Raw genomic sequence first — 15,053 nt, 5'->3', positions numbered from 1 at the left:
GTATGATAAAAAAAGATAACTATCACGTACTAGGCATTATGTCTGGCACTTCACTTGACGGAGTAGACATAGCACAAATACAGTTTACCATCCAAAACAGCCAATGGAATTTTGAAATCTTAAGAAGTGAAACGATCAGCTATAATGGTTCATGGCTTTCTATTTTAAAAAATGCTGTTACTTTTTCACATGACCAATTGAAAGAATTAAACCGTGATTATACTTTACTGCTATCCTCTATCATAAATGATTTCATCCAGAAACACCAAATCAAGAATTTAGATGCTATTTGCTCTCATGGACATACCATCTTACACCAGCCCCAGGATGGTTTTACTCTACAAATTGGAAACCTACCTGAATTAGCTCGCCTGTTGCAACAAATGGTTGTCTGTGATTTCAGGGTTCAGGATGTAAAATTAGGAGGTCAAGGTGCACCTTTGGTTCCTATTGGCGACAAACTTCTATTTTCAAACTACAATTACTGCATGAATTTGGGTGGATTTTCGAATGTCTCTTTTGAAGAAAAGGAAAAACGTATTGCCTTTGACATTTCACCAGTCAACACTATTTTGAACTTTTATGCCAATAAAATGGGCCTAGATTATGACGATAGCGGAAAGATCGCACGTTCTGGAGAAATTAATGAAGCTTTATTGAAAGAACTGAACGCTTTGAATTTCTACCGACAAAAACATCCAAAATCACTAGGATTTGAATTTGTAAAAGAGGAAGTACTACCTATCATGGAAAGTTATGAAATTTCTATAAAAGACAAACTCGCTACTTTTGTTGAACATGTGGCAACCCAAACTGCCTTGGCTTTGCCTACAAAAAAAGGAACACTTCTGGCCACAGGAGGAGGCGCATACAACCAATATTTAGTAGAAAGAATCCAATTTTACTTAGCTGAAATGCAGATAATCATTCCTGAAAAACAAATTTTAGAATACAAGGAAGCTTTAATTTTCGCGCTATTAGGTGTCCTAAAATTACGAAATGAAATAAATGTTTTGAGTAGTGTCACAGGAGCTTCAGAAAATCATAGTTCTGGCATAGTTTATGTGAACTGAGAATAGCGTTTTGTAAAATTTAAATTTAAAAAACCGATTCATAAATTAGAAACTATAATAACAGATTATAAAAATAAAGCCTCGGATTTGTTTTCGCATTTCATCTTCAACTTACAATTTTTATAATATCTTAGCGTTTCAATAAAAAAGAAAAAATAATATGAGTTTATTGTTACAAGCAGACACTTTAGCTGTTGCAAATGAAAATGTAGCCGAAGCGATTCCAGTAGAAAAAACCTTATCAATTATTGAATTATTATCCAGCGGTGGACTTGCTGGCCAAATAATCATGACAGCACTTTTTCTAATGTTTTTTGTAGCATTATATCTTTACTTTGAAAGATTGATGGCCATCAATGAAGCTTCCAAAATGGATACTAGTTTCATGGGACAAATTAGAGACAACATTCGTAACGGACGCATTGATAATGCAAAAATGGCTTGTGCTCACACCAAATCACCTGTAGCACGTTTGATTGAAAAAGGAATCTCTAGAATCGGAAAACCACTTGACGATATCAACACAGCTATTGAAAACGCAGGGAAATTGGAAATTTACAAATTGGAAAAAAACATAAGCATCTTAGCAACCATCTCTGGAGCGGGACCTATGACAGGCTTCTTGGGAACGGTCGTCGGAATGATTCAAGCGTTTCACAAAATGGCTACTTCTGGCGGACAAATTGAAGTAGGCGCTTTATCCGAAGGGATTTACACCGCTATGACAACCACTGTTGTGGGGCTAGTTGTTGGTCTGATTGCTTATATTGGTTACAATCATCTTGTAGTAAAAACGGATAAAATTGTACACCAAATGGAAGCTAATGCCGTTGATTTCTTGGACTTATTAAATGACCCAGCTTAATTATGAATATAAGAGGACGAAATAAAGTAAGTGCCGAATTCAATATGTCATCCATGACAGATATTGTATTCTTGTTATTAATTTTCTTCATGCTTACCTCCACAATGGTAACCACTAATGCATTGGATTTAGTACTTCCTAAAGCAAAAGGAAAAACAGATAGCAATAAAAACATCGCAGTAAGCATCAATAAAAAGTTAGAATTTTTCATTGACAAAGAACCTGTACAAGAATTAGAATTAGAGAGCAAATTACTCGGACTATTCACTGCGGACAATTCTAAAGCCATCATCCTAAGAGCCGAAGAAGGAGTCCCAATAGAAAAAGCAGTAAACGTATTGGATATTGCCAATCGAAATCAAATTAAAGTTGTTTTAGCGGTAAGACCAAAATAACCGCTTTTCACTCCATAAGATTCATTTTTACATGAAATATTTAGAAACAGAGGAAGAAAAAAAATCATTTGCTATCACAACTACTATTTTTGTGATACTTTTTATTTTATTCTTTTATTTGGGTTTGACTTCACTTGATCCACCACCTGAAAACGGAATTGCCATTAACTTTGGCACAACCGAATTTGGCAGCGGTAAAATCCAACCTACCGAAACCATTCAGTCAGCACCGCAGCCTACAACAGCCAAACAAAGTGCTTCCAATAACGAAGAGGTCCTTTCGCAAGATGTAGAAGAAGCTGTGGTGATGAAAACAGTCAAAAAAACACAACCCACCAAACAAATCTCTGAAGAGGAAGTAAAACCAAAACCTAAAGAAAGCCCAAAACCTTCCAAGAGCACGACCGACGCACTCTCTAGCCTTATCAACGGACCCAAATCCGATGGTAAAGCCAAAGGCGGTGAAGGAAACGATAGTCAAGCTGGCGACAAAGGCAGCCTAAACGGGGACCCTTATGCTAATTCTTACTACGGCTCGGGAACGGGTGCTGGTACTGGTGGCTGGGGACTTAACGGTAGAACCATCAGCTCCAGAGGCAAAGAAGTACAAAAATGCAACGAGTCAGGAACTGTAGTAGTACAAATCACAGTGAACCGCAACGGTAATGTAATTGCAGCAAAGTATACCAAAGGAACTACCAACACTAATCCTTGCCTAATTGAACCCGCCCTAGCAACTGCTAGAAAATACAAATGGCAGCCTGACAGCAATGCTCCCGAAACTCAAATCGGGTTCATCACTGTCAACTTCAAACTGGGAGAATAAAATTTTCAAAAATAATTTGGGCGTGCCACCAATACAAAAGGCTAATCTAGCCAACGCCTAGCCTTTTGTATTGGTGTCGAGCTGTCCGTTACAAGTCCTCAACAAGTTCTGCTATCGCGACACTTGTCTGCGGGCTTTTTACTTCCATCTCTCACGCAAAACCCTACACCATTCAAATTGACACTAAAAAAGAAATTGTACTTTTGAATTCAAAATCTCATTTAATGAATTACCACGAAACCACCCAATGGATGTTCAACCAACTCCCAATGTATCAAACACAAGGAGCAACAGCCTACAAAAAAGATTTAAAAAACACCAAGCAACTTATTGCTCATCTAGGCAACCCTCATCATCATTTAAAATGCATCCATATTGCTGGAACCAATGGTAAGGGCTCTACCTCTCATATGATTGCTTCCATCTTACAAGAAGCAGGTTACAAAGTAGGACTGTACACCTCACCGCATCTTAAAGACTACCGTGAACGCATCAAAATCAATGGTCAAGAAATTAGTGAGGATTTTGTTTGTGAATTCATAGCCAAAAACAAGCCTTTCTTTGAAAACCACGACATCAGTTTTTTTGAAATGAGCGTTGGACTAGCTTTCGAATATTTTAAACAGCAAAAGGTAGATTTTGCCATCATTGAAGTCGGTATGGGTGGACGCCTTGATGCCACAAACATTATCACGCCTCTAATTTCAGTCATCACTAATATTGGATTAGACCACACACAATTTTTAGGCAACACCTTAGAACTTATAGCAACCGAAAAAGCAGGTATCATCAAACCCAATATTCCGGTAGTAATAGGAGAATACACCTCTGAAACCAAACCAGTCTTTATTCAAAAAGCAATCGAAAACAACAGCAACATCTATTTTGCTTCCGAAATAATATCCGAAACCTACCCTTCAGACTTATTAGGCGACTATCAAGTACACAATATAAAAACGGTTTTACAAACTATAGCGGTTTTAAACAATTTAGGAGCGGTTAGTGTTACAAGTAACAACTGTAGCGTTGGACTAGCCAATACAGTTAAAAACACAGGATTACTAGGTCGTTGGCAGGAATTAGCTGATTGCCCCAAAACAATTTGCGACACCGCACACAATAAAGAAGGACTTACCATTGTGTTCAATCAAATTAAAAAAGAAAATTTTGATACTCTTCATATAGTTTTTGGCGTGGTCAATGATAAGAATCTAGAGGCTATTCTACCTTTATTACCAAAATCAGCACAATATTATTTTTCTAAACCAAATAATCCGCGAGGTTTGGACACCGCTATTTTACACCAAAAAGCATCCGAATTCGGACTCAAAGGAAACACATTTACTTCAATAACAGAAGCTTATACAAATGCAAAACAAAATGCAAAACCCAACGATTTCATTTACATAGGAGGCAGTACATTTGTAGTTGCAGAAATAATTTAAAAAAAAATCAATTTTATAGTTGCGAATTCAAAAAAGAGTCTTATATTTGCACTCGCAATCACAAAATGACAGCAACCTAACAAATAGGGCGATTAGCTCAGCTGGTTCAGAGCACCTCGTTTACACCGAGGGGGTCGGGGGTTCGAACCCCTCATCGCCCACAAAACTTCAACAGAAATGTTGAAGTTTTTTTTTGCACTTATTCCTCCCATACTTTTTTTTACTATTTAACCACTTTTTATTTGATTATAACTTCTAAATTAAATACATTTGTGTAATCGATTACATTATTTGGTTCAAATAACAATTTCGACACAAATACTAACTAAAAGAAATTAACCAAAAGATGAAAATGAAAATAAAACAGCTTTGCGTCCTTACCTTAGCAACAACACTTTGGGGTTGCTCTAAACAAATACTCAATTCAAACATTACTCAACAACTACAAACAAAGGCAATTGAATTTAAAATGCCTAAAATACAAGAACCCATCATCCCTAACAATACCGTTAACATAACCGATTTTGGCGCAATAAACGGAGGTTTTGAATTAAATACACAAGCATTTGCTGACGCCATTGAGACCGTATCCAAAAAAGGAGGAGGAAAAGTAATTATCCCTCCAGGAATTTGGCTAACAGGGCCAATAATATTAAAAAGCAACATTGAGCTACACGCACAGGCCGGTGCATTAATCAAGTTCTCTTCTGACAAGAGTTTATACCCTATTATTGAAACAAGTTTTGAAGGACTAAACACTTGGCGTTGCATCTCCCCTATTTATGGCAAGAACCTAGAAAACGTAGCGTTTACAGGAAAAGGTATTTGGGACGGCTCAGGTGAAGCTTGGAGATTGGTAAAAAAAGAAAAACTAACAGCCAGTCAATGGAAAAAATTTATTGAATCTGGAGGAGTTCTCAATGACAAAAAAGACGTATGGTACCCCTCTGAACAATATCGCATCGGAAATCAAAATGCCGATCAGAATGTACGACATGATTTAAAAACGAAAGAAGAATTTGAAGCTATACATGATTTCCTAAGACCCGTATTAGTAAGCATCCAAAACAGCAAAAGAGTTTTATTTGACGGACCTGTATTTCAAAATTCACCAGCTTGGTGCTTACACCCATTTCTAGTTGAAGATTTAATTATCCGAAACACAACTGTACGAAACCCATGGTTCTCTCAAAACGGTGACGGTCTTGACGTAGAATCATGTAAAAATGTATTGATAGAAAACTCTAGTTTTGACGTAGGAGATGACGCCATTTGCGTAAAATCTGGCAAAGACAAAGACGGACGTGACCGAGGTGTACCCTGTGAAAATATCATAATTAGGAATAACGTAGTATATCACGGACACGGCGGAGTTACAGTAGGTAGCGAAATGTCAGGTGGAATAAAAAACTTGCATGTTTCAAATTGTACATTTATCGGGACCGATGTTGGTCTTCGATTTAAAAGTACTCGTGGAAGAGGCGGTATTGTCGAAAATATTTTTATCTCCGATATCTGGATGATTGACATTCCTTCACAAGCCATTTCTTTCGATTTATACTATGGAGGCAAATCCATTGCAGAAACCTTAGCTGAAGGAGGAAACACCATCAGTACTGCAATGGTTCCAGTTAATGAAGAAACCCCACAATTTAAAGATATCTCCATTAAAAATATTTATATAAATGGAGCACAACAAGCTGTTTTTTTACAAGGACTCCCCGAAATGAATCTTAAAAATATTGAAATATCAGGATTAACCGCTAAGGCAGACAAAGGTTTTTCCATAATTGACGCAAATGGACTTAAACTAAACAACATCAATCTTGACATTAAAAACAGCACAGTATTAGACATCTACAACAGTAAAAATATATCCATAAAAAACACAGATTTTAACTCGGCATCTACAAAAGCCATTAATATTAAAGGTGAATCCTGCAAAAATATCGAACTGATTTCAACAGAAAAAACGAATCTTTCCCAAAGAACGTTCATTGATAAAACTGTTCAAGAAAACGCTGTAAAAATGTAACGGATTAAAAAATATATTTATTAAACCAAACAAGCCAATTCAAATAAATGAATTGGCTTGTGCTTTTTATCTTGGGTTTCCTTCTTGAATCTACAAAAAATCAAGTGTTCGTTCTAAAGCCATACCTCTAGAACCCTTAATCAATATCAAACAATCATCAGATGAAAGACCTTTAAATGATTTGGCAAAATCATCAAAATTCTCATAAAACTTAAAATTAGACTGCTCAATTCTATTATCGTAAAAAGCTTTACCAACAAAAACACAGTTAACATCATTATTAATCAAACTAGACTCCACAATGGCTTTATGCTCTGCATTACTTTCCTCTCCGAGCTCAAACATGTCCCCAAGTATCATTATTTTATTTTGCCCCTCAAGTTGCACAAAATTTTGAATTGCTACCAACATACTACTTGGATTAGCATTATACGCATCCAGAATAATTTGATTTCGCCCCTTCGAAAGTAGTTGAGAGCGATTATTCTCTGGAACATAACTTTCTAATGCTTCTTTAATCAAAGAATTAGATACTTCAAAATATTTCCCTATTGCCAAAGCTGCACAAAGATTACTACCATTATAAAGACCTATCAATTGCGATTTTACAACGATATCATCGTATCGCGTTTCTACCAATGGATTAGCAGAAACCGAACTAATCTTAATATCTGCATCAGCATTATTTGCACTAAAAGAATAATGACGAAGAACCATTGACTTTTCAAATTGAATAGGATCATCATAATTTACAAAAGCCAATCCATCACTTTTTTGCAAATATTGATACATTTCACTTTTTCCTTTAATAACCCCTTGAACTCCTCCAAAGCCTTCTAAATGAGCTTTTCCAAAATTGGTTATATAACCATAATTTGGAGTTGCCAGTTCACATAAGAACGCAATTTCCTTTTGATGATTGGCACCCATTTCAACAATACCAATTTCAGTTTCAGAAGTAAATGAGAGCAGCGTCAAAGGAACGCCAATATGATTATTTAAATTTCCTACCGTCGCTTTTGTATTATACTTCTGAGACAGAACAACCTGTATAAGTTCCTTGGTAGTTGTTTTACCATTACTCCCTGTAAGGGCAATAATAGGCAAATCCAAATATTGTCTATGGAATTGCGCTAACTGCTGTAAAGCGCTCAAACTATCTCCCACTAAGATGGTTCTAGCATCAATAAAATAAGCCTCATTATCTATAATAACATAAGAAGCTCCTTTATCTAAAGCTTCTTGAGCAAAAGTATTAGCATCAAATCGCTCTCCTTTAATAGCAATAAATAACGAACCAACCTCGATCTTTCTTGTATCTATTGAAACTGAACTACATTGCAAAAACAAACTGTGAATAGCACTAATATTCATTTGAAAAAGAGTTTAAAAAAATAAAAGCCCTAATCAAAGGGCTTTTAAAATAATATGTTTTGAAATTAATTTCTTGGAGTTTTTCTTTTTTCAGCTTTAGGACCTACTTTAGACATTGCACATCTAAAACCAATATAATCAGTAGCCATATCTTGAGGAAAATATCTTCTCTGAGCAGGGTCTAACCAATACGCCCTATCTCTCCAAGAACCACCTTTATAAACTCTAACTTCATCATTGATCAAAGTTGTTCTCTTACTTGACTTATCATATCTTCTCACCATCCTACCAAGACTATCAGTTGTCACATTATGTTTTGGAGAATTATACATATTCCTCTCGTCTTTTGATTTTTCAGAACTTGACTCAGAAGAACCAAAATTATAATAAATGGAGGACTGTTTGTCACCATCTCTGTAATTGACATTATTACTTTTATCAAAATTCTGTCTCAAATAAGTTTCTTGCTCATCAACTGGCACTTGAACAATTTGCCCTGGAAAATTTCTAGAAATAATTTTACCATTACTCAAGGTATCGTATTTAATATTTTCTTTTGTTACGATATCTACTTTACCGTCTTTTCCGATTTTATTTTTAGTATACATATTACCTCTAAAGTAATTGAAGTCATTAGCTTCATTATCTATGATAGGCCTGTAGACATCAGCAACCCATTCGGCTACGTTACCTGCCATATCATACAATCCAAAATCATTAGCTGGATACTTTTTAACTTCGTTTGTAATATCAGCACCATCATCAGACCATCCTGCTATCCCTCCGTAGTCACCGTTACCTTGCTTAAAGTTAGCTAACTGATCTCCTTTGGACTGTCTCTTTCCTGAACGCGTATAACTGCCTGACCATGGATATTTCTTCTGACCTTTGTATATATTGTATTCTCTTTGTCCTACGTCTGCAGCTGCAGCATACTCCCACTCAGCTTCTGTAGGCAAACGGTATTCAGGCAACACAATACCAGAAGTACGTTGCGCATATACATTCTTTTGTTCAGCTCCTTTTGTTTGCCTTCCTTGTGGCCTTTTTAGAACTACAGCATCATTTTTACCACCATATGCGGATGTAGGGCTGTTAATATAAGTTTCCGTATCAAAAATACTTTCAGCATCCACTTCTTCAGTCTTTGCGTTCTTTTTTAAATACCCGTTTTTCTCTAAGATTGCTTCATTTACACGATTGGTTCTCCATTTACTAAATTCAACAGCTTGAATCCAATTCACTCCAACTACAGGATAATTCGCATAAGCGGGGTGTCTCAAATAGTTATTTGTCATAGTTTCATTATAACCCAATCTATTTCTCCAGACTAAAGTGTCAGGAGAAGCACCTGCATATATGTGCTTGTAATTTTCTTCTGTTGGAGGAAACACATTTTTCATCCAATCTAGATACTCTAAGTACATAAAATTAGTTACTTCCGTCTCATCCATATAAAAAGATTGGACATGCTGTTGCGTTGGGGTATTATTCCAATCATGCATTACGTCATCTTGAATCCTTCCCATAGTAAAAGTTCCCCCTTCTACAAACACCAAACCTGGTCCTGCAGTTTGAACTTTCTTGCTAGCGACTTTTTTCCCACTAACATCCCAGCCAGTAGCCCTTGAAGCACTACTAGAACTTGATTTTTTACTACAACTAGAAAAACTTACAATAATAATTGTCATTGACAACATAAATTGCAAGATTGTATTTTTATTTACTTTCATACTCTTTAAAGGTAATAATTTAAAGTGATGCAATATAATAATTAACGATTAACCTACAACACCAATAAAAAAAATAATTCTTGTTCCATAACCAACAAGCAATCACGATATTTAAACGCAAAAATATACTATTTATTATTTATTTTCATATTAAATGATTTATTTTTACCCATTATTATTCGTTAAAACCAATCTCAATTTAATAAAAAATGAGAAAATTACTTTTTTTGCAAATACTATTTATTCCTTTTCTGCTAAATGCACAAACTAGAGGTAACATAAGCATTAACTGGCTAGACAAAACAGAGATGAATTATGGGCAATCAAAAATAAACATTCCTCAATTTACGGATAACATTTTCCAATACGATGATTTTAACAGAACCATTCTATTAACTATAAAACTTCCCGAAAATATTGAATTTGATGAGAATAATTTTCAAGTTACAAATATCATTTATGAAAACCTAACACCAACGCAATTAGGCGATCTTAATCCCGAAAACATATCAAGCAATATATCTTCTAAAATAGCAACAACATACTCTAGAGATATCCCTCAATCATTCCTTTCTTTATCCCCTATAATAAAAGACAACTTTGGTTATAAAAAAATTATTTCGTTTAGCTACCTCATTAACCAAAAAATCAATAGCAAAACCTCAAACAAATTCACAAACAAAAGTTTAAACTCCAAAGCAATTACAAATTCAGTATTAGCAACTGGAGACTGGTATCGTTTTTATATTGAAAAATCAGGGATTTACAAAATAGACAAAAACTTCCTACAAAAACTCGGAATCAACACCAGCACTATAAATCCAAAAAAAATAAAACTATATGGCAATGGAGGAAGAATGCTACCTTTATCAAATGCGACGGAATACCCTATTGATTTGGCTGAAAATGCAATACAAGTAATAGGTGAAAATGACGGGAAATTCGATAATGACGATTTCATATTGTTTTACGGAGAAGGTACCGACACATGGAACACAGAAAGCCAAACTTCAATTAATCTCTACGACAACAAATCCTATTACTACCTATCCATACAAGCTGAAGATGGAAAAAGAATTCCTGAAAAAACACAACCTACTGGAGCAAGTACCTTATCTGTAAATACTTTTGACGATACCCAATTTCACGAGCTTGATTTATTCAATATTGCCAACCTTGGAAGACAATGGTTTGGTGAATCTTTCGAAATAAAAAACACTCAGGAATTTCCATTTACAATTCCGAACATTGATATTTCGACAGCTCCAAGCATCAAAATTGTTGCTGCCGCTGCTGCATCCACACCTACTTCATTAAAAATAGCCGTAAATGATTTAGAAACAGGAACACTAACTTTTTCTCAATTACCTACAAGTTCTAGCAGTACTAAATACATCTCAAATACGTTTAATTCAACCTTCACTGGAGCAGAAAACATTAAAGTAAAACTCACCTACAACAACAATGGAGTACCAGGATCAAAAGGATATTTAGACTATATTGAAATTAAATCTAAAAGATTCCTAAAAGGTTACGGTAAACAATTTCACTTTCAGTTAAACATATCCGCTTCCAATATTGGAATCGCAACTTACACCCTAACCAATGCAAGATCAATTGCTGAAGTATGGGACATTACAGACATCTACAATGTAGCTAAATACACAAACCCTCTACAAGAAAATTTTGCATTCAAAACTAATTTAGGAGACTTACGAAAATACATCGCCTTAGATAATTCCGATTTTCTTACCCCTTTAAAAGAAAATAATTCTAAAATAGCCAATCAAAACATCAAGGGTACTATTTTCAAAAACAATCAAGGACAATTTCAAGATATAGACTATGTAATTATCACTCCAAATTTCCTGATCAATCAAGCCGAAAAATTAGCTAGCTTTCATCGTTCTAATTCGAATTTAAACACAAAAGTAATAACATTAGAATCCATCTATCAAGAATTTGCTTCAGGAAAACAAGACATAGCTGCAATCAGAAACTGCATTAAATATATTTATCAAAATAGCTCATCAAACGACAAAAGAATTAAATATATTAATTTATTCGGTGACGCTTCATTCGATTACAAAAACAGGATCCCTAACAACACCAATATTGTCCCAATATATCACGCACTACGTGGAAACACAGTTGGGGAATCATCATTTGCTTCTGATGATTTTTATGGATACATGGACAATAACGAAGGTAATATTACCAATTCGTATGGTGGAATTGATATCGCCGTTGGAAGAATGATTATGTCAGACACCAAAAAAGCCGACGAGATGGTCAACAAAGTTTTAGAATATCATGACGAGAAATCATACGGTAGCTGGAGAAACAATTATGTCCTCATAAGTGATGACTCAGATAAGACAACAGATGCAACCCTACAGTTTAAACAAAACAGACTGGGTGATGAAATCACATCAAAAAAACCCTTTATAAATGTTGAAAAAATATTCTTGGACTCATATACGCAAGAAACATCTGCAGGTGGAAACAGGTACATTAAGGCACGCGCCGACATTTTCAACTCTTTTGAAAAAGGGGCACTTGTTTTTAACTATTTAGGACATGGTGGTGAAGACGGTCTTGCTTCAGAAAGAATCTGGGAAAAATCCGATGGAGAAAACATGAACAATCAATACAAATACCCTCTTTTCATTACAATAACATGTGATTTTTCTCGATTTGACAACCCCTACAAACAAACAGCGGGCGAATTTACTTTTTGGAACCCTAAAGGGGGTGCTATCTCAATGTTGACTACCGTACGTGCTATTTCTCAAAGCTCGGCTGAAAACTTCAACGATATCCTATCTAAATATCTCTTAAGTTATGATTCCAACCAATATCCAAGCATAGCAGAAGCTTTACGATTAGCAAAAAACAGTAATCCTAACTCTTCTTCTAATGTGGTTTTTTACATTGGAGATCCTGCAATTATGCTTGCAATACCTAAACCTCAAATTAGACTTACTAAAGTAAATGATGTTCCTGTAAATCAAACAATCGATAATTTCAAATCATTATCAAAAATAAAGCTAAGTGGAGAGATAACCGATGAAAACAACCTTCGAATCACAAACTATAACGGAGAAGTTTTTACCAAAATTTTCGACAAAACTATTATTAAAAAAACATTAAATAACGATGGCAACAGTCCTTCAATTGATTTCAACACATTAGGTGAGACTATTTTTAGAGGAAATGCCACGGTCACTAACGGTGAATTTGAATTTAGTTTTGTTGTTCCTAGAGACATTCGAATCCCAATTGATAACGGAAAAATCAGTTTTTACGCCAAAAAAAGCCAGGTTCTTGAAGACAATACAGGCCTTGATACAAATATTAAAATTGGAGGCGTAAATGAAAACGCTCCAGAAGACAATATTAATCCAATTGTTAAGTTATATATGAATGATGAAACATTTGTTTCAGGAGGTATCACAAATGCTTCACCCTTTCTTCTAGCTTTCTTAGAAGATGAAAATGGAATAAACACAGCGAGCGGTATTGGACACGACATCACAGCTGTACTAGATGGAGATGTGAGCAATCCTTATATATTAAATGATTATTACCAAACAAATTTAGATGACTACACCAAAGGAACCGTGCGTTTTCCATTGCGAAATATCTCCCCTGGACTACACACCATTACATTTAAAGCTTGGGATGTTTACAACAACCCCACGACAACTGAAATACAATTCATTGTCGTAGGAGACGAATCCATTACTTTAACCAATGTATTAAACTATCCAAATCCATTTGTAAACTATACCGAATTTTGGTTCACCCATAATAGACCATTTGAACCCTTAGAAGTACAAGTACAAGTTTTTACGGTGACAGGTAAAGTAGTTTGGACAAAAAATCAAATCATAACAACAGATGGTTTTCTATCAAAAGAAATCACTTGGGATGGCAAAGACGATTTTGGAAATAAAATAGGAAAAGGAGTCTATGTGTACAAACTTACAGTTAAATCAAATCTATCCAATAAAAAGGCTGAAAAAATCGAAAAACTTGTCATACTTTAATAAAATACTATATTTGTCAAATAAACTTTACGTTAAAAATGAAAAAAATAATTCTTTTTACTAGCTGTTTACTAGTATTTTCATTCGCAAAAGCCCAAGAGAACAGGGTAATCACTACAGGTGTTCCTTTTTTATTGGTTTCAGCAGATGCTAGAGCTGCCGGTATGGCAGATATTGGTGTAGCAACTTCTACAGATGCATTTTCACAACAATGGAATCCGGCTAAATACGCATTTGCAACAGATAAGCAAGGCGTTTCGCTAAGCTACACTCCTTATCTTACAGACTTGGCAAATGATATCGCACTAGGACAATTAACCTACTATAATAGAATTAACGAACGTTCTGCTTTTGCAACCAGCCTACGTTATTTCAGTTTTGGAGAAATTGAATTACGACAAACTGGAGAGCCAAATGAAATAACCAATAAAGTTTCACCAAACGAGCTCGCCATTGATGGTTCATACTCTCTAAAATTAAGTGAAACTTTCTCAATGGCTGTAGCTGGAAGATACATTCGTTCTAATTTAAAGGTTGCCGATAGTAACAACGATGCTTCTGCAGCCAACTCCTTTGCTATTGATGTGGCTGGATTTTACGAATCTGATGAAGTTGCCTACACAGACTTCAATGGAAGATGGAGAGCAGGATTTAACATCCAAAACCTTGGCCCAAAAATCAGTTATGATAATGACGAAATCAGTTCAAATTTTCTACCAGCTAATCTAAAACTAGGGGCTGGATTTGATTTCATATTTGATGATTACAATAAAATTGCTGTCAACGCTGAAATAAATAAACTACTAGTACCTACACCACAGTTTGGCGTTGATTTAAATGGTGATAACGTTGTCAATGGAGACGATACAGCTATCGCAAAAGAAGAATACCGTTCTATCGGATGGGCATCTGGTATATTCAAATCATTTGGAGACGCACCTGATGGCTTTGGTGAAGAATTAAAAGAAGTAACTTATGCCTTAGGAGCCGAATACTTATACCAAGATTCCTTTGCTATGCGATTAGGTTATTTTAACGAAAGCGCATTAAAAGGAGCTAGAAAATATTTCTCTTTAGGAGCTGGTTTTAAATACACTACTGTAAAAATCGACGTATCCTACTTATTTTCCGCATCAAAAGTAAAAAACCCGCTTGAAAACACGTTGCGTTTTTCTCTAACTCTTAATTTCGGTGACAAATACGAACGCTACTAAGAATAAATAATACTGCATATAAAAAATCCAAATTTCAAAAA

10 protein-coding genes and 1 tRNA gene are annotated in these 15,053 nt (G+C 35.2%); 9 read left to right on the top strand and 2 right to left on the bottom strand.

Annotated features, from left to right (window positions below; genetic code table 11):
* Nucleotides 1-5: 5 nt before the first annotated feature.
* The 7 genes from ACNH59_RS08110 (at nucleotide 6) to ACNH59_RS08080 (ending at nucleotide 6,639) form a co-directional block, all read left to right on the top strand.
* Complete coding sequence (locus ACNH59_RS08110; RefSeq protein ID WP_418264885.1) at nucleotides 6-1,073, top strand: anhydro-N-acetylmuramic acid kinase; 1,068 nt, start codon at nucleotides 6-8, stop codon at nucleotides 1,071-1,073.
* 160 nt (nucleotides 1,074-1,233) lie between these two features.
* Complete coding sequence (locus ACNH59_RS08105) at nucleotides 1,234-1,938, top strand: MotA/TolQ/ExbB proton channel family protein (RefSeq protein WP_418262046.1); 705 nt, start codon at nucleotides 1,234-1,236, stop codon at nucleotides 1,936-1,938.
* A 2-nt stretch (nucleotides 1,939-1,940) separates the two neighbouring features.
* Nucleotides 1,941-2,333 (top strand): ExbD/TolR family protein, encoded by a 393-nt coding sequence (locus ACNH59_RS08100; protein WP_418262045.1) that lies wholly within the window; start codon nucleotides 1,941-1,943, stop codon nucleotides 2,331-2,333.
* A gap of 31 nt (nucleotides 2,334-2,364) precedes the next feature.
* Nucleotides 2,365-3,159, top strand: a complete 795-nt coding sequence (locus ACNH59_RS08095; RefSeq protein WP_418262044.1) for an energy transducer TonB — start codon at nucleotides 2,365-2,367, stop codon at nucleotides 3,157-3,159.
* A gap of 224 nt (nucleotides 3,160-3,383) precedes the next feature.
* Entirely contained in the window at nucleotides 3,384-4,604 is a 1,221-nt protein-coding gene (locus ACNH59_RS08090; RefSeq protein ID WP_418262043.1) for a bifunctional folylpolyglutamate synthase/dihydrofolate synthase, read from the top strand.
* Between the two features lie 86 nt (nucleotides 4,605-4,690).
* Nucleotides 4,691-4,765 (top strand) — tRNA-Val (locus tag ACNH59_RS08085).
* A gap of 191 nt (nucleotides 4,766-4,956) precedes the next feature.
* Complete coding sequence (locus tag ACNH59_RS08080; RefSeq protein ID WP_418262042.1) at nucleotides 4,957-6,639, top strand: glycoside hydrolase family 28 protein; 1,683 nt, start codon at nucleotides 4,957-4,959, stop codon at nucleotides 6,637-6,639.
* A 90-nt stretch (nucleotides 6,640-6,729) separates the two neighbouring features.
* Here ACNH59_RS08080 and ACNH59_RS08075 read toward each other — a convergent pair whose 3' ends face one another.
* Both ACNH59_RS08075 and gldJ read right to left on the bottom strand, forming a co-directional pair.
* Nucleotides 6,730-8,013: a UDP-N-acetylmuramoyl-tripeptide--D-alanyl-D-alanine ligase gene (locus ACNH59_RS08075; protein ID WP_418262041.1), complete on the bottom strand. Its 1,284-nt coding sequence runs from the start codon at nucleotides 8,011-8,013 to the stop codon at nucleotides 6,730-6,732.
* Between the two features lie 65 nt (nucleotides 8,014-8,078).
* Nucleotides 8,079-9,746, bottom strand: a complete 1,668-nt coding sequence (gene gldJ / locus ACNH59_RS08070; protein ID WP_418262040.1) for a gliding motility lipoprotein GldJ — start codon at nucleotides 9,744-9,746, stop codon at nucleotides 8,079-8,081.
* Between the two features lie 209 nt (nucleotides 9,747-9,955).
* On the opposite strand from gldJ, the gene porU reads away from it, so the two are divergent.
* Together porU and porV are read left to right on the top strand one after the other, a co-directional pair.
* Nucleotides 9,956-13,798 carry a type IX secretion system sortase PorU gene (gene porU, locus ACNH59_RS08065; RefSeq protein ID WP_418262039.1) on the top strand — a complete coding sequence of 1,281 codons (3,843 nt, stop codon included), beginning with the start codon at nucleotides 9,956-9,958 and terminating at the stop codon, nucleotides 13,796-13,798.
* Between the two features lie 38 nt (nucleotides 13,799-13,836).
* Nucleotides 13,837-15,012: a type IX secretion system outer membrane channel protein PorV gene (gene porV, locus ACNH59_RS08060; protein WP_418262038.1), complete on the top strand. Its 1,176-nt coding sequence runs from the start codon at nucleotides 13,837-13,839 to the stop codon at nucleotides 15,010-15,012.
* Nucleotides 15,013-15,053: the final 41 nt, after the last annotated feature.

Source organism: Flavobacterium faecale (genome assembly GCF_048320115.1).
Taxonomy (GTDB): Bacteria; Bacteroidota; Bacteroidia; order Flavobacteriales; family Flavobacteriaceae; genus Flavobacterium; species Flavobacterium faecale_A.
The sequence above is the reverse complement of the archived record's forward strand: the minus strand, read 5'-3'. Positions and strand labels throughout refer to the sequence as shown.

Bases quoted from the DNA above. Each gene is read 5' to 3' on its own strand.
- ACNH59_RS08100 (WP_418262045.1), top strand. From the start codon at position 1,941: ATGAATATAAGAGGACGAAATAAAGTAAGTGCCGAATTCAATATGTCA.
- porU (WP_418262039.1), top strand. From the start codon at position 9,956: ATGAGAAAATTACTTTTTTTGCAAATACTATTTATTCCTTTTCTGCTA.
- gldJ (WP_418262040.1), bottom strand. From the start codon at position 9,746: ATGAAAGTAAATAAAAATACAATCTTGCAATTTATGTTGTCAATGACA.
- ACNH59_RS08105 (WP_418262046.1), top strand. From the start codon at position 1,234: ATGAGTTTATTGTTACAAGCAGACACTTTAGCTGTTGCAAATGAAAAT.
- ACNH59_RS08075 (WP_418262041.1), bottom strand. From the start codon at position 8,013: ATGAATATTAGTGCTATTCACAGTTTGTTTTTGCAATGTAGTTCAGTT.
- ACNH59_RS08095 (WP_418262044.1), top strand. From the start codon at position 2,365: ATGAAATATTTAGAAACAGAGGAAGAAAAAAAATCATTTGCTATCACA.
- ACNH59_RS08090 (WP_418262043.1), top strand. From the start codon at position 3,384: ATGAATTACCACGAAACCACCCAATGGATGTTCAACCAACTCCCAATG.
- ACNH59_RS08080 (WP_418262042.1), top strand. From the start codon at position 4,957: ATGAAAATAAAACAGCTTTGCGTCCTTACCTTAGCAACAACACTTTGG.
- porV (WP_418262038.1), top strand. From the start codon at position 13,837: ATGAAAAAAATAATTCTTTTTACTAGCTGTTTACTAGTATTTTCATTC.